Raw genomic sequence first — 14,730 nt, forward strand, 5'->3', positions numbered from 1 at the left:
CATGAACCTTGTCCGCGCGCTGGGGTCGGTCGGCGGACTGACCCTGGCCAGCCGCATCCTGGCGCTGGGCCGCGATACGTTGCAGGCGGCGTTCGTCGGCGCGGGCTTTGCGTCCGACGCCTTCCTCGTCGCCTTTCGCCTGCCCAACATGTTCCGCGCCTTTTTTGCCGAAGGCGCATTCAACGCCGCCTTCACCCCGCTGTTCAACAAGAAGGTCGGCGCGGATCACGACTATCCTGCCGCGTTCGATTTTGCCGAACGCGCGCTGGCGGTGCTGTTCCCGATCCTGGTCGTGTTCACCGCCGCCATGCTGATCGCGGCGGAGCCGATCACCTGGGCGCTGTCGGGCGGCTTCGACAATCCGACAGCTGCGCAATTCGCCTTCGCGGTCACCCTGTCGCGCATCACCATCCCCTATCTGGCGCTGATGTCGCTGGTGTCGCTGCTGGGCGGCATCCTGACTTCGCTCGAGCGGTTCTGGGTCAATGCCGCGGCGCCGGTGCTGCTGAACATCGCGATGATCGTGGCACTGGTCTTTTTCCACGGCGACAACCCCTATGAAACCGCACGCGCTCAAGCGGTGGCGGTGACGGCGGGCGGCGCGTTGCAGCTGGGCTGGCTGATCATCGCGTGCCGGGGCGCGGGGGTGAAGTTGCGGCTTCGGATGCCGCGCATCGACAATGACCTGCGCGAACTGGGACGGCTGGTGCTGCCCGCCGCGATCGGCGCGGGTGCGACGCAGATCAACCTGCTGGTGTCCACCGCGCTGGCGGGCGGGCTGCTGGATGCGGGGTCGATCAGCTATATCTATTATGCCGACCGGCTGAACCAGTTGCCGCTGGGGATGATCGGCATCGGCCTTGGCACCATCCTGCTTCCCACCCTGTCGCGGCTGCTGGCGGCGAAGGATGATGCGGCGGCGATGGCGACGCAGAATCGCGGCATTGAACTCGCGCTGTTCCTGACGCTGCCCGCGACGGTTGCCTTTCTGGTCGTCGCCGAACCGATCGTGCGCGGCCTGTTCCAGCACGGGGCCTTTACCGCCGAGGATGCCGCGCGCTGCGCGATGGCGCTGGCGGCGTTTTCGATCGGGCTTCCCGCCTATGTGCTGATCAAGGTGCTGGCCCCCGCCTTTTACGCGCGCGGCGACACGAAAACGCCCGCCCGTTTTGCGATGATCGCGGTGGCGGTGAACCTGGTCGGCAATCTGATCCTGATCCCCACCATCGCCCATGTCGGCCCGCCGCTGGCGACCGCGCTGGCGGCGCTGGTCAATGTGGGGTTGCTCGCAGGCACATTGATGAAGCGCGGGCATTTCGCCATCGACGCGCGGTTGCGGCGGCGCCTGCCCCGGCTGGCGCTGGCGGCGGTGGCGATGGGGGCCGCGCTGTTGGGGCTGGCGCCGCTGCTCGACCCGTGGCTGAGCGGCCCGGTCATCCACCGGGCAGGCGCGCTCATCGCGCTGGTCGCGGGCGGCGGGCTGGTCTATGCGGTCGCCTGTTTCGCGACGGGCGCCTATCGCCCCGCCGATCTCAAGGCGCTTCGGCGCACCAAAACGAATTAAGGACCGACATGCGTATCGTCTCCGGCATCCAGACCACCGGCAACCTGCACCTGGGCAACTATCTGGGCGCGATCCGGCAATGGGTGGCGATGCAGGACACGTTGCAGCCGGGCGACGATTGCCTGTTCTTCCTGGCCGACCTGCACGCGCTGACGGTGCATCAGGATCCCAAGGCACTGGCGGCCGCCACGATCGAGCTGGCGGCGACGCTGATGGCGGCGGGCATCGACACCGACCGGTCGATCCTGTTCAACCAGGCGCGCGTCCCCGCTCATTCGGAACTCAGCTGGATCCTGGGCGGCACGGCGCGCGTCGGCTGGCTGAACCGCATGACCCAGTGGAAGGACAAGGCGGGCAAGAACCGGGAGGGCGCGAGCGTCGGCCTGTTCACCTATCCCGTGCTTCAGGCCGCCGACGTGCTGGTCTATCAGGCGACGCACGTGCCGGTGGGTGAGGACCAGAAGCAGCATCTGGAGCTGGCGCGCGACATCGCGACCAAGTTCAACACCGATTTCGGCGTCGAGCTGTTCCCGCTGCCCGAACCGATTATCCCGGCGGAAGCGCCCAGAATCATGAGCCTGCGCGACGGATCGGCCAAGATGTCGAAGTCCGATCCCAGCGACATGAGCCGAATCAACCTGATCGACGATGACGACGCCATCGCGTCCAAGATCCGCAAGGCCAAGACCGATCCCGAACCCCTGCCCGACACGATGGACGCGCTGGCCGACCGGGCAGAGGCGCGCAATCTGGTCACCATCTATGCCGCACTGGACGGTCGCACGCGCGACGCGGTGCTGAGCGAGTTTGCGGGCCAGGGCTTTGGCGCGTTCAAGCCGCGCCTTGCCGATCTGGCCGTGGCAAAGCTCGGTCCGATTCGCGACCGGCTGACCCGTCTGCTGGACGACCGTGCCGAAGTCGCCGCCCGGCTTCGCAAGGGCGCGGACAAGGCACAGGCACTCGCCGCACCCACCCTGCGCGCGGCGCAGGATGCGGTGGGATTGCAGGTCGACTGATCCCTCCTGAGGTCGCGGCGTTCGGCCAGCCATAGCGGAACACCCCGGCCCGCCCCCTGTTGTCCATCCATATCGCCGCGCCTGCGGCCTTATGGGTGGTTGCGATGATCTTCGACAATTGGACCGGGCTGATCCGCGTTCTGGTGCTGGCACCGCTGGCCTATGGGGCGCTGGTCCTGTTGTTGCGGGTCAGCGGCAAGCGCACATTGGCGAAACTCAACGCCTTTGACCTGGTCGTCACCGTCGCACTGGGTTCGACGCTGGCGACGATCACCCTGACCGGCAATGTCGCTTTGGTCGAAGGCGTGCTGGGCCTGATCCTGTTGATCGGCCTGCAATATCTGATCGCAACCGCGTCGGTCCGGTGGCGCAGCGTCGAGCGCTGGGTCAAGGCGGAACCACGCCTGTTGCTGAGCGACGGCACTTTCGACGAACGGGCGATGCGCGAAGAGCGAATCACCCGCGACGAGTTGCTGGCGTCGGTGCGATCAAGCGGACTGGGCGATTTGTCGCTGGTGGCGGCGGTGGTGCTGGAGACCGACGGCTCGCTCAGCGTCGTTTCGCGGGACAAGGCTGGATCACGAAACGCGCTGCCCGGCAATCAGCGGCACCCTCAGTGAGCGACGAGCGGGAGGATCTGGCCGAGGATCGCACCGATCTTGCCGAAGATCGCACGCTGCTGGCGCATGAGCGTAGCTATGCCGGGTGGGTGCGGACGGGCATGGCGTCCGTCGGCATCGGCCTGGGCTTCAACGCGCTGTTCGGCTCGATCGAGCCGTCATGGGTGCCCCGCGCATTGGCGACGGCATTTCTGGCAGTGGCGGCGTTCGTGTTCATCACCGCCGAACGCCGCGCGCGGCGCGGGCTGGCCCGGCTGAAGTCGCACAAGGTGGCAACGCTTCAGCCGATGCGGATGCGGCTGCTCAGCTGGACGCTGGTCGCGATAACCGGCGCCGTCGCCGCAGCACTGTGGCTGCTAAGCGCCGACCCCGGCTAAGCGGCGGGTCAGCCCTCCAGCTGGCGCATCAGGTTGCGGACGGCGGTGTCGATTTCACGATCCTTGCCGCGCAGATCCTCGATCCGCCGCACGGCGTGGATCACGGTCGAATGGTCGCGCCCACCGAACTTGCGGCCAATCTCCGGCAGGCTACGAGTCGTCAGCCGCTTGGCGAGATACATGGCGATCTGGCGTGGACGGGCGATCGCCTGCGCGCGGCGGGCGGAGATCATGTCCATCTGCTTCAGTTCGAAGTGGGTGGAGACCGCCTTCTGGATGTCGTCGATCGTGACCCGCTTCTGCGGCCCTTTCAGCAATTCGCCAAGCGTCTGGAGCGCGAAGTCCATCGTCACCGATTCGCCGATCAACTGGGCATAAGCGATCAGCCGGTTCAGCGCACCTTCCAGCTCGCGGATATTGTTGGTGATCCGCGTGGCCAGCAGTTCCAGCACATCTTCGGGCACCGCGACCTGCGGCATCTCGGCCAGCTTGGCGTCAAGGATGGCGCGGCGAAGGGCGTATTCAGGCGGGCGAATGTCGGCGATCAGGCCCGACGAGAGGCGTCCGACCAGCTTTGCCTCCACCCCTTCCAGCATATGCGGGCTGCGGTCGGCGCAGATGACCAGGCGCTTGCCCATCGTCATCAGCTCATTGACGGTGTGGAAGCATTCTTCCTGCGTCGAATCCTTGCCCGCGATGAACTGAAGATCGTCGATGATGAACAGATCGACCGAGCGGAGACGCGATTTGAAGGCAAAGGTATCGCGTTCCCGCACCGCCTTCACGAACTCGAACATGAAGCGTTCGGCGGACATGTACAGCGCGCTGGCATGGGGGTGCGCATCCATGAACGCATTGCCGATGGCATGCGCCAGATGCGTCTTTCCCTGCCCCGTCGCGCCGTGGAGATAGAGCGGGCTGAAACGCGCCGGCCCTTCGGCGGCCAGCATGCGCGCGGCGTTGAAGGCGACCTGATTCGACGCGTCCGACACAAACCGGTCGAAGGTGTAGCGCGGGTCGAACGCGAATCGCTCACCGTTGCCAGCCGGTCGCGCGGCGGGTGCCGAGAGCGGGCGGTCGAGCGTCAGTACGCGGGGCGCAGCAACCGGCTCGATCACGGGGGCTGCCGGCGCCTCGTCATTGGCGCCTGCCTGCTGGACCGAGCGAGTCGAGGTTTCGACCACCACCGAACGCACGCTGGGCAGCGCCTGGTGAAACTCCATCCGCAGCCGATCGCCGAAGTGGCTCTTCACATAGTTCGTCATGAACGGAGACGGCAGGCCGATACGGACGGTTTCCGAATCAGACCCTTCGGCCAGAACCGCGGGCTTCAGCCATTGGTCGAACACCTTGGCACCGGATTGCGTGCGCAGATTGCGCCGCACCTGTGCCCAGGCGTCCGCGATCGCCGGTGTCGATCGAAGCGGTTCGGTACCGTACACGCGCACAAATCTCCCTTGTTCCGCAAAGCACCACTTTGCGGCCCACCCTGAACCAAAACTCGAATGCCCCCACCCACCCTGTACAAGGGCCGGACGCCCGCGCGCCTTGAACAAGGCACCATGCGGTCGATGCCGCTGCGGGAGGTCCGTTTTGGAAGCCTAATCGACAGCGATCAAGCCTCCCCCGGTCAACAAAATGAAATATAAAATGCTTGACGCGGAAGCATGGGGCTTCGCCATGACTTTCCGTTCAAGCCGTTGTTTTTGCTATATTGTTTGCGGTCACAGCGTTGTTCACGCCGCGCGACTCGCGGAGTTTCCGTCGTTCCGCGAAAATGCCCGTTCCGGACGAATTTTGGACGCAAAAAAAGCCCCGTCGGCGCATGCCGACAGGGCCTTTTCAACCGTCAGGTTCGGGTCAGGCGAGTGCCGAGAGGCGCTTCGTCAGACGCGAAAACTTGCGGGCAGCGGTGTTCTTGTGAACCACGCCCTTTGCAACGCCACGCGCGAGTTCAGGCTGAACCTCAGCCATCGCGGCGGTCGCAGCCGCCTTGTCGCCCGACGCAAGCGCCAGTTCCGCCTTCTTCACGAAGGTACGGATGCGGCTGACCCGCGCGCCGTTCACTTCCGCGCGACGCTCGTTGCGCCGGATACGCTTCTTCGCCTGTGGCGTGTTCGCCATGCCGTCCTCGAAACCTGTGATGTTGGAGAGCGCCGCTGGCAGCGCTCGGGAAAGCGCGCCCCTTAACGGGGAAGCGCGCAACGGTCAACCTTCAACGCTGACATTGCGGGCACCAGAAGGTCGAACGACCGCCCTCTGCCCGGCGGCGAATCGGGGCGCCGCACCCGCAATCCTCTCCCTCCCGACCATAGACGCGCCATTGCTTGGAAAAATAGCCCAGTTCCCCGTCAGGCCGGGCATAGTCGCGCAGCGTCGACCCGCCCGCCTCGATCGCGGCCAGCAGCACGGCGCGAATCGCATCGACCAGCGGCTCCAGCCGCGCGGGGGCGATTCGCCCGCCCGCCCGGCTCGGCGCGATGCCCGCCATGTGCAGCGCCTCGCAAACATAGATGTTGCCCAGCCCCGCCACCACGCGCTGATCGAGCAGCAGCGCCTTTACCGGCGCCGCCCGCCCGGCGAATCGCGCCGCCAGATAACGCGCGTCGAACGCGTCGCTCAGCGGCTCCGGCCCCAGTGCCGCGAACGGGCCCCAATCGGCCAGCGCATCGGTTGCGACGATATCGACCGAGCCGAATCGCCGCGGGTCGTTGAGCGCCAGCCGCCGCCCCGCATCGGTTTCGATCAGCAGATGGTCATGCGCCCATGGCTCTGCCGGATCGACGCGCCAGCGCCCCGACATGCCCAGGTGAAAGATCATCGTATCGCCGCGATCGGTGTGAATGAGGCCATATTTGGCGCGCCGGCCCAGCCCCGTCACGCGCGCGCCTGTCATCCGCTGACCCAGGTCGACGGGCAGCGGGCGGCGCAGATCGGGGCGGTTTGCGACGATGCGGGCGATGGTTCGCCCCTCCAGAACGGGGGCGAGCCCGCGCACGGTCGTCTCGACTTCGGGAAGCTCGGGCATACGGACTTTGGAGCTAGTCGGCGCGAGATAGACCCGCAAGGGGACGCGAAACGCTTGGCAGCGCCCGCGCGAAAGGCCATGGGGTGGCCATGACCGACACCGTATCCTTCGGCTATGAAGATGTGGCGCCTGCGGAAAAGACCGCGCGCGTGGGCGAAGTCTTCAAGAACGTCGCAAGCCGCTATGACCTGATGAACGACGCCATGTCGGCGGGCCTGCACCGGATGTGGAAGGACGTGTTCGTGCGCCGGGTAAAACCGCGCGCGGGCGAACATATCCTCGACATGGCGGGCGGCACCGGCGACATCGCGTTCCGCATGGCGCCATCGGGCGCGGCGATCACCGTCGCAGACATCAATCCGGCGATGCTGGCAGTCGGCATGGAGCGCGCTGCCAAGCGCGGCATCGACGGCCTTGTCTGGACCGAGGCGAATGCAGAGACGCTGCAATTCCCCGACCGTTTTTTCGATGCCTATACCATCGCCTTCGGCATCCGGAACGTCACCGACATTCCAGCCGCACTACGCGAAGCGCACCGCGCGCTGAGGCGCGGCGGGCGGTTCTTCTGCCTGGAGTTCTCGACCACGCTGTGGCCCGGCTTTGCAGAGGTGTACGACGCCTATTCGCACCGGCTGGTCCCCAAGCTGGGTCAGGCGCTGGCCGGGGATGCCGACAGCTATCGCTATCTGATCGAATCGATCCGCCGCTTTCCCGATATGGCCCGGTTCGAGGCGATGATCGGCGAGGCGGGCTTTGTGCAGACGCGCGTCGAACCGATGCTGGGCGGGCTGGTCGCGATTCACAGCGGCTGGAAGATTTGAGCGGCGTGAGGATGCGCGCGTGACCGCACCCGCAATCCATTTGTGGCGCCTGCTGAAATGGGGGCGCACGCTTGCCCGCCACGGCGCGCTGACCGAGATCGAGCGCAGCCCGAACACGCCGCTGGCGGTGCGCCGCGTCGCGCGTCTTGCGCGCCTGGGCGCGCGCGTGCCCCGGCGCCCGGCCTATGCCGACGCGTTTCAGGCGATCGGCCCTGCGGCGATCAAGCTGGGCCAGACGCTGGCGACCCGCCCCGATCTGGTCGGGGACGAAGCCGCGCTGGACCTGATGCGCCTTCAGGACGCGTTGCCGCCTGTCCCGTTCGAAGATGTGCGCGCGGTCATGCAGGCCAGCTTTGGCCGCCCGCTGGAGACGCTGTTTACCGAGATCGAGCCGGTGCCGATCGGTGCCGCCTCCATCGCGCAGGTTCACCGCGCGACGACGACCGACGGCCGCCGCGTCGCCATCAAGGTCATTCGCCCCGGTGTCGAGGCCGAGTTCACGCGCGCCATCGACACCTATGAATGGGCCGCCGCCCAGATCGAGCAGATGGGCGGAGAGGCCGCGCGCCTGCGCCCGCGCCTGACCATCGACACGTTCAAGCGCTGGACGCTGCGCGAACTCGACCTGCGGCGCGAAGCGGCGTCCGCGTCGGAACTGGCACAGGGCATGACCGCCGAGCCGGATTTCGTCGTGCCCGCCATCGACTGGCAACGCACGACGGGCAAGGTGCTGACGCTGGAGTGGATCGACGGCATCAAGCTGTCCAACCGCGACGCGCTGATCGCGGCGGGTCACGACCTGCCCGCGCTGGCTTCCAAGCTAGTGCGCGCGTTCCTGCGACAGGCGATTGCCGACGGTTTCTTCCACGCCGACATGCATCAGGGCAATCTGTTCGCGCTGCCCGGCGGTCGAATCGCGGCGATCGATTTCGGCATCATGGGCCGCATCGACCGGCGCGCGCGGGTGTGGCTGGCGGAGATTCTCTACGGCCTGATCACCGGCAATTACCGCCGCGTGGCCGAAATCCATTTCGAGGCGGGCTATGTTCCGCCGCATCACAATGTCGCCGAATTCGCAACCGCCCTTCGCGCCGTGGGAGAGCCGGTGCGCGGCATGGCGACGAAGGACATGTCGGTCGGCATGATGCTGGACAGCCTGTTCAACATCACGCGCGATTTCGACATGCAGACCCAGCCGCATCTGCTGCTGCTGCAAAAGACGATGGTGATGGTTGAGGGCGTAGCGACCAGCCTGGACCCCGACGTCAACCTGTGGGACGTCGGCGCACCGTTCATCGGCGAATGGCTGCGGACCGAATTGGGGCCGGAAGCCGCGATTGCCGACCGGCTGGTCGAGGATCTTCAGACCTTTGCCCGCCTGCCCCAGCTGATCCGCAACATCGAACGCCGTTATCCCAATCCGGGCGGCGCACCCCCTGCCCCGCCACTGCGTGAGATCGAGGTGATCCGCGTCGGCGGCGGCTGGCGCTATGCGGCGATGGCGCTGCTGGGCGCGGGCGTCGGCGTCGCGGGCGCGCTTTTCCTGGCGTGAGGACGCAACCGCCCCTGTGGATGCGGCGGCCCAGCCGCTTCGCAGGGCTGTCGCGCAGCCATGCGCGCTGGATGCTGGCGCTGATGACCCTGCTGGTGCTGGCATCGTGGCAGGCGCTGTGGCTGGATTATGGTGCCGCTGCGGGCGAAGGTCCGCGGGGCGCGGGCGATCTGGCGCTGTATGACGGCATCGTGGCGGCGATGCGCGGCGGCGGCACCTATTACGAGGTCGCGGCGGACCAGCTGCGCGTGCTGGACTATCCGCTGCGCCCGTTCCTGACCTTTCGACTGCCGACGCTGGCAGTGGTGCAGACCGCGCTGCCGCCGCTGATGGTGCCGATCCTGATGCTGGCTTTGGCGCTGCTGACCGGGTTCGTGTGGCTGGCGCGGCTGATGGGCGATGCGCTGGCGCGGCCCGTACCGCTGGTCGCCGCGGCGACGCTGCTGGCGGCGGGGCTGGTCGCCTTTGTCCAGTGGCCGCTCTGGCCCTTTCACGAATTCTGGGCTGCACCGCTGGTTGCACTGTCTTTGGCGGTACGACGGCCGGGCCTGTGGGTCAGCGCGGCGGCCATCGGCCTGTCAGCGGCGCTGATCCGTGAAACGGCGGCGCTGTATCTGGTCGTCATGGCTGCCATCGCCTGGATCGAGGGCGACCGGCCGGAAGCCACGGGCTGGATCGCGGCGCTGGGCGTGCTGGGTGTGGCGCTGGCGTGTCACGCCTGGGCCGCGTCGCATGTCACCGGCCCGCTGGATGCCCAGTCGCCCGGATGGACGGGTCTGCACGGACCGGGCCTGTTCGCCCGTGCAGTGGTGCAGAGCAGCGCGCTGACCATCCTGCCGCTGGTCATCGGCGCGCCGCTGGTCGCGCTGGCGGCGTTCGGATGGGCCGGGTGGGCCGATCCGACGGGCACCCGCGTGGCTGCGACCATCGCCGCCTATGCCGTCGCGATGTCGCTGTTCGGGCGGCTCGACGCCGCTGACTGGGCGCTGATGGCGACGCCGCTGCTGCTGGTCGGGCTGGTGTTCCTGCCCGATGTGCTGCGTGACCTGTTCGCCGCCGCCATGGACACGCGCCGCGTGCGGGTGCAGAGGATCACGCGATGAAGCGCGTGTTGCTGATCGTCGGCGGCGGCATTGCCGCCTACAAGGTTTGCGAGCTGATCCGGTTGCTTCGGCGCTCGGGGATCGGCGTGCGGTGCGTCCTGACCGATGGCGGCGCGCAGTTCGTGACCCCCATGACCCTGGCCGCGCTCAGCGAAGCGCCCGTCCATACCAGCCTGTGGGACCTGAAGGACGAGGCGGAGATGGGGCACATCCAGCTCAGCCGCGAAGCCGATCTGGTCGTCGTCGCTCCCGCGACTGCCGACCTGCTGGCGCGGATGGCCGCCGGCATCGCCGACGATCTGGCGACCACCCTGCTGCTCGCCACCGACAAGCCCGTGCTGGCCGCTCCCGCAATGAACGTCCGTATGTGGCTGCACCCCGCCACCCGCCGCAATGTCGATCAATTGCGAGCCGATGGCGTCACGGTGATGACGCCCGATGAAGGCGCGATGGCGTGCGGCGAATATGGCCCCGGCCGCCTGCCCGAACCCGCCGCCATTGCCGACGCGATCATCGCCGCGCTCAATCCCGACCGCCGTCTGGCCGGACGCCATATCCTGATTACCGCCGGACCGACGCATGAGCCGATCGACCCGGTGCGTTACATCGCCAACCGTTCGTCCGGGCGGCAGGGTTTCGAGATCGCCGCCGCCTGTGCCGCGATGGGCGCGCGCGTGACATTGGTCAGCGGCCCGGTGACGCTGCCCACCCCGCCCGGTGTCGAGCGGATCGACGTCGAAACCGCGCAGGAAATGGCCGATGCGGTTGCCGCCGCCCTGCCCGCCGATGTCGCGGTCATGGTCGCCGCCGTCGCCGACTGGCGCGTGGAGGCAGCCGCCGGGCAGAAGCTGAAAAAGGGGACGATGGCCCCCGGCCTGTCGTTGGTGCCCAATCCCGACATTCTTGCCACGCTGGGCCATTCGCCCGCCCGCCCCCGCCTGCTGATCGGGTTTGCCGCAGAGACCGAGCGCGTGGTCGAACATGCGTCGGCCAAGCGTGTGGCCAAGGGCGCGGACTGGATCGTTGCCAATGACGTGTCGGGCGATGTGATGGGTGGAGAGGCCAATGCCGTCCACATCGTCACCGCCGACGGCGTCGAAACCTGGCCGCGCGCCTCCAAGGTGGCGGTCGCGCGCCAACTTGCCGAAAGGATCGCCGATGCGCTTTAGCCTGTTCGCGGCTGTCGGCGCCGCATGTCTGCTGGCCGGATGCGCCACGACGCAGACCGCCAGCGCGCCCGAACCGCCGCTGGCAACCGAAAGCTTCACCGCGCTCAAACCGTCAAAGGTCAGAACGCTGGTCGTGATCGTCCATGACGATCTGCGGAACGGCGCGCCGGTCGACTATGCCGATTTCGCGCAACAGGCCGCAACAGCGACGCAGGGCGCGGCGGTGGTCGTGATGCGGCCTGGCTATGGCGATGCCGATGGCCCGGTCAGCCCCGGCGTACGCCCGCGCGACATCGGCGACGGATATGGTCCCGGTCAGGTACAGCTGCTGGGCCAGTCGGTTCAGGCGTTGCGCGCGCGTTATCGTCATGCGCGGACCATTCTGGTCGGTCATGGCGGCGGCGCGGTGCTGGCGGCGAACCTTGCAGCAACGCGGCCGTTGCTGGTCGATGCGATGCTGCTGGTCGGGTGCCCATGCGCGTTGCCCGAATGGCGGCGGCACATGGCCCGACGCGACCGCGCCTTTGCCGAGCCGGTCGACAGCCTCGACCCGTTGCAGACGGTCGGCGGCATCGCTCCCACCGCGCGCGTCGGGATCGTTGTGGGGAACGAGAAGGCGCGCGTGCCGGCCCGAATCGCCCGCCTTTATGCAGAGGCGCTGGCGCTACGCGGGATCGCCGTCGATTACCGTCAGGTCGACGGCAGCGACGGCGAGTTGCTGAAAAGCAATGACGTAATCCAGTTACTTGCGCGACTTAGCAACGATGATGCACAGGGTGATTCGCGCCCATGACAGCTCCCGCCATCCAGATCGCCCTGAAGCGCCTGCCCCATGGCCAAGGTCTTCCCCTGCCCAGCTATGCCAGCCTGGGCGCCGCCGGACTTGATGTCGTTGCGGCAGAGGATCTGTTGCTGACGCCGGGCGCCCGCCACGCGGTGGCGACCGGCTTTGCCATAGCCATTCCCGCCGGGTTCGAAGTGCAGGTGCGGCCCCGGTCCGGGCTGGCGCTGAAACACGGCATCACCTGCCTCAACACACCGGGCACGATCGACAGCGACTATCGCGGTGAGGTGAAGGTCATCCTGGCCAATCTGGGCAGCGAGGCGTTCGAGGTGAAGCGCGGTGAGCGCATCGCCCAGTTGGTACCCGCCGCGGTCCAGCCCGCCCGCTTCGTCGAGGTGGAGACGCTGGACGACACCTCGCGCGGGGCCGGTGGTTTCGGGTCCACCGGGCGGTAATGCCGATGCTCCCCCTGATCGCGGCGGCGTTCCTGCAGGCGGCACCCCCGCCTGTTCCGCTGCCGTCGCGGCCGGGGCGGGTCATCGCCTGGGACAGCCTGCCGCCCGTCCCCTATCGCGCGGCACCGGCGGTGCAGCCGGAAATGAGCCGTTTCGTTGCAGGAGAGGTCGCCGCCGGGCGCTGTCGCCGCCCCGACGTGACCGGCGCGCGCGGCGTCATCACGATTGACGTGGCAATGCTGGTCACCCCTGATTTCGGCCCGCGCCTTACCATTCCGCGCGCCATCAACTGCCCCACGGTCGAGCAATATGCCGCCGGACTGGTGCTGAGCTTCACGCGCAACAACCTGCCTGAACGCGCCACGCTGGTGCCGCAATGGTATCGCGCGACGCTGCATTTCCAATGGCCGGACTGACCGACGCGCAACTGGACCGGTATGCGCGCCATATCGTGCTGCATGAACTGGGCGGGGGCGGGCAGGCGCGATTGCTGGCGGCGCATGTGGTGGTCATCGGCGCGGGCGGCATCGGATCACCGGCGATCCAGTATCTGGCGGCGGCGGGCGTCGGGCGGCTAACGATCATCGACGATGACCGCATCGACCGGTCGAACCTTCAGCGGCAAACGCTGTTCAGCGACACCGATATTGGCGCCGAAAAGGCGGTTCGCGCGGCGGAAGCGGCGATGCGGATCAACCCTGATGTCGACGCGCGCCCGGTTGTGCCGCGGATCGACGCGGACAATGCCGCCGCGCTGATCGCCGGGGCCGACGCGGTGCTGGACGGGTGCGACAATTTCGCGACTCGCCTGATCGTGGCCGATGCCGCGCTGGCCGCGCGCATTCCGCTGGTGTCCGCAGCGGTCACGCAGTTTGAGGGACAGCTTGCCACCTATCGCGGGTGGGAATCGGATCGCCCCTGCTATCGCTGCGTCGTCGGCAGCGATCCCGACCGGCCCGGCACCAGTTGCGCCGAAGTCGGGGTGCTGGGCGCGATGGCGGGCGTCATCGGCAGCATGGCCGCGCTGGAGGCCATTCGAACCATTGCCCCCTTTGGCGAGGATATGGCCGGCCGGCTGTTGATCGCCGACGGGCTGGCGATGCGGTTTCGCACGCTGTCGGTGCCAAAGGACCCCGGCTGCGCGGCCTGCGGGCCCTAATCCGCTTCGACCAGCAGCGCCTGCCAGTTTCCATCCAGCGGACGGTTGCGCGAAGCGATCAGCGCGGGCATCCGCCCCTCTGCCATTGCGGCGCGTGCGCGTGGCGCCTCTGCCATCATGGTCGCCACCCGGTCGCGCCATGCCGGGTGCGTGCGAAGCCGCAGTCCCCCGGCATAACGCGGGCCGAAGCTCTGCCAGAACCGGGCACCCAGTTCCGGGTCATAGCCCGCCCGCGCCAGCAGATGCACGGCCAGCACATCGGCCTCCACCTCGGTCTGGCGGAACAGGCCGACATTGCGGCCAAATCCGGCCAGCAGCCCGCGGCGCACACCCGCCTGATCCAGCCGCCGCCGATGGCTCAGCACATTGTGCGCCAGTTCATGGGCCAGCAGCACGGCAACGCCCTCGTCATCCAGTTCCCCCAGCAGGCGTGAGCTGATCTGGACCAGCACGCCGTCGGCGCTGACATCGGCGTCATCGGCATCGCGCTGTTCGAAACGGGCGCGACATGCGGGGCGCGGCGTCGCTTCGCGCGCCATTACCGCCCCGGCGCGGCGCACTTCGATGGACAGCGGTGTTGCATCGGGAAGCGTTGCGACAAAGCGGTCGAATGCCGCCAGCCGTGCGGTTGCGGCAGTGTCGTCGGGGCCGGGTGTAAGCGTGTCCACGCCCCGCCCCGCGATGCTTACGATTGAATCATCGGCCTGCAACCCGGCCTTGTCTGCCGCGCCGCCCGGCACCGTGCCCGCAATGCCCAGCGGCGATGAAAAGGCGAAGTGCGCGATCGCGGCTGCCTTGGCATCGCCCAGATATTGGTCCGGCCCGTGCAGCGCGACGCCCAGCGCGGGCTGTCGCCGGTCGCACAGGGCGGCATTGGCGGTGGCCAGCCGCTCGCCAATCCGCTGCAACCGGATATCGGCGGCGCGCAGGGCCTCGAACGTCGCGCGATAATCGTCGGGCGCTACCGCGCCCTTGCTCGCACCGCCCAGCGCTGCCGCCGCGACGATCGCCATCCCGCACTTGCGAAGCACCTGGCGGAACACCATAGACCCCTTCTGGCTCATCGCCCGTCCCTATCGGAG

General features: G+C 67.7%; 16 protein-coding genes. 12 read left to right on the plus strand and 4 right to left on the minus strand.

Going from position 1 to position 14,730, the window contains the following annotated elements; genetic code table 11:
- Position 1: 1 nt before the first annotated feature.
- The 4 genes from murJ to ACAX61_RS02780 all read left to right on the plus strand — a co-directional run bounded on the left by murJ (position 2) and on the right by ACAX61_RS02780 (position 3,577).
- Entirely contained in the window at positions 2-1,564 is a 1,563-nt protein-coding gene (murJ, locus tag ACAX61_RS02765) for a murein biosynthesis integral membrane protein MurJ (RefSeq protein WP_370713290.1), read from the plus strand.
- Positions 1,565-1,572: 8 nt separating this feature from the next.
- A complete protein-coding gene (trpS, locus tag ACAX61_RS02770) occupies positions 1,573-2,580 on the plus strand; it encodes a tryptophan--tRNA ligase (RefSeq protein WP_370713291.1) in 1,008 nt (335 codons plus the stop codon).
- A 104-nt stretch (positions 2,581-2,684) separates the two neighbouring features.
- Complete coding sequence (locus tag ACAX61_RS02775; protein ID WP_370713292.1) at positions 2,685-3,200, plus strand: DUF421 domain-containing protein; 516 nt, start codon at positions 2,685-2,687, stop codon at positions 3,198-3,200.
- Positions 3,197-3,577, plus strand: coding sequence for a DUF202 domain-containing protein (locus ACAX61_RS02780; RefSeq protein WP_370713293.1), 381 nt, complete (start codon positions 3,197-3,199; stop codon positions 3,575-3,577). The genes ACAX61_RS02775 and ACAX61_RS02780 overlap by 4 nt, the downstream gene beginning before the upstream one ends.
- A gap of 8 nt (positions 3,578-3,585) precedes the next feature.
- Here ACAX61_RS02780 and dnaA read toward each other — a convergent pair whose 3' ends face one another.
- From dnaA to mutM, 3 genes are all read right to left on the minus strand, one after another.
- The gene (gene dnaA, locus ACAX61_RS02785; protein WP_370713294.1) at positions 3,586-5,019 is read right to left on the minus strand and encodes a chromosomal replication initiator protein DnaA; all 1,434 of its coding nucleotides are present in this window, start codon (positions 5,017-5,019) and stop codon (positions 3,586-3,588) included.
- Positions 5,020-5,437: 418 nt separating this feature from the next.
- Entirely contained in the window at positions 5,438-5,701 is a 264-nt protein-coding gene (gene rpsT, locus ACAX61_RS02790) for a 30S ribosomal protein S20 (protein ID WP_325282131.1), read from the minus strand.
- Between the two features lie 91 nt (positions 5,702-5,792).
- Positions 5,793-6,605 (minus strand): bifunctional DNA-formamidopyrimidine glycosylase/DNA-(apurinic or apyrimidinic site) lyase, encoded by an 813-nt coding sequence (gene mutM, locus ACAX61_RS02795; protein WP_370713295.1) that lies wholly within the window; start codon positions 6,603-6,605, stop codon positions 5,793-5,795.
- Positions 6,606-6,694: 89 nt separating this feature from the next.
- On the opposite strand from mutM, the gene ACAX61_RS02800 reads away from it, so the two are divergent.
- From ACAX61_RS02800 to ACAX61_RS02835, 8 genes are read left to right on the plus strand one after another with little or no spacing between them, the layout of a single operon-like run.
- Positions 6,695-7,426 (plus strand): class I SAM-dependent methyltransferase, encoded by a 732-nt coding sequence (locus ACAX61_RS02800; protein ID WP_370713296.1) that lies wholly within the window; start codon positions 6,695-6,697, stop codon positions 7,424-7,426.
- 19 nt (positions 7,427-7,445) lie between these two features.
- Positions 7,446-8,978 (plus strand): 2-polyprenylphenol 6-hydroxylase, encoded by a 1,533-nt coding sequence (ubiB, locus tag ACAX61_RS02805; RefSeq protein ID WP_370713297.1) that lies wholly within the window; start codon positions 7,446-7,448, stop codon positions 8,976-8,978.
- Positions 8,975-10,081, plus strand: coding sequence for a hypothetical protein (locus ACAX61_RS02810; RefSeq protein WP_370713298.1), 1,107 nt, complete (start codon positions 8,975-8,977; stop codon positions 10,079-10,081). Before ubiB ends, ACAX61_RS02810 begins: the two co-directional genes overlap by 4 nt.
- The gene (coaBC, locus tag ACAX61_RS02815) at positions 10,078-11,250 is read left to right on the plus strand and encodes a bifunctional phosphopantothenoylcysteine decarboxylase/phosphopantothenate--cysteine ligase CoaBC (RefSeq protein ID WP_370713299.1); all 1,173 of its coding nucleotides are present in this window, start codon (positions 10,078-10,080) and stop codon (positions 11,248-11,250) included. Before ACAX61_RS02810 ends, coaBC begins: the two co-directional genes overlap by 4 nt.
- Positions 11,240-12,043, plus strand: a complete 804-nt coding sequence (locus tag ACAX61_RS02820) for an alpha/beta fold hydrolase (RefSeq protein ID WP_370713300.1) — start codon at positions 11,240-11,242, stop codon at positions 12,041-12,043. Before coaBC ends, ACAX61_RS02820 begins: the two co-directional genes overlap by 11 nt.
- Positions 12,040-12,489 carry a dUTP diphosphatase gene (gene dut / locus ACAX61_RS02825; protein ID WP_370713301.1) on the plus strand — a complete coding sequence of 150 codons (450 nt, stop codon included), beginning with the start codon at positions 12,040-12,042 and terminating at the stop codon, positions 12,487-12,489. The genes ACAX61_RS02820 and dut overlap by 4 nt, the downstream gene beginning before the upstream one ends.
- Entirely contained in the window at positions 12,489-12,905 is a 417-nt protein-coding gene (locus ACAX61_RS02830; RefSeq protein WP_370713302.1) for a hypothetical protein, read from the plus strand. Before dut ends, ACAX61_RS02830 begins: the two co-directional genes overlap by 1 nt.
- Positions 12,893-13,648 carry a HesA/MoeB/ThiF family protein gene (locus ACAX61_RS02835; protein ID WP_370713303.1) on the plus strand — a complete coding sequence of 252 codons (756 nt, stop codon included), beginning with the start codon at positions 12,893-12,895 and terminating at the stop codon, positions 13,646-13,648. Before ACAX61_RS02830 ends, ACAX61_RS02835 begins: the two co-directional genes overlap by 13 nt.
- Here ACAX61_RS02835 and ACAX61_RS02840 read toward each other — a convergent pair.
- Positions 13,645-14,712 carry a M48 family metalloprotease gene (locus ACAX61_RS02840; protein WP_370713304.1) on the minus strand — a complete coding sequence of 356 codons (1,068 nt, stop codon included), beginning with the start codon at positions 14,710-14,712 and terminating at the stop codon, positions 13,645-13,647. The genes ACAX61_RS02835 and ACAX61_RS02840 overlap by 4 nt on opposite strands.
- Positions 14,713-14,730: the final 18 nt, after the last annotated feature.

The sequence above is a fragment of the Sphingomonas sp. IW22 genome, from assembly GCF_041321155.1.
Classification (GTDB): domain Bacteria; phylum Pseudomonadota; class Alphaproteobacteria; order Sphingomonadales; family Sphingomonadaceae; genus Sphingomonas.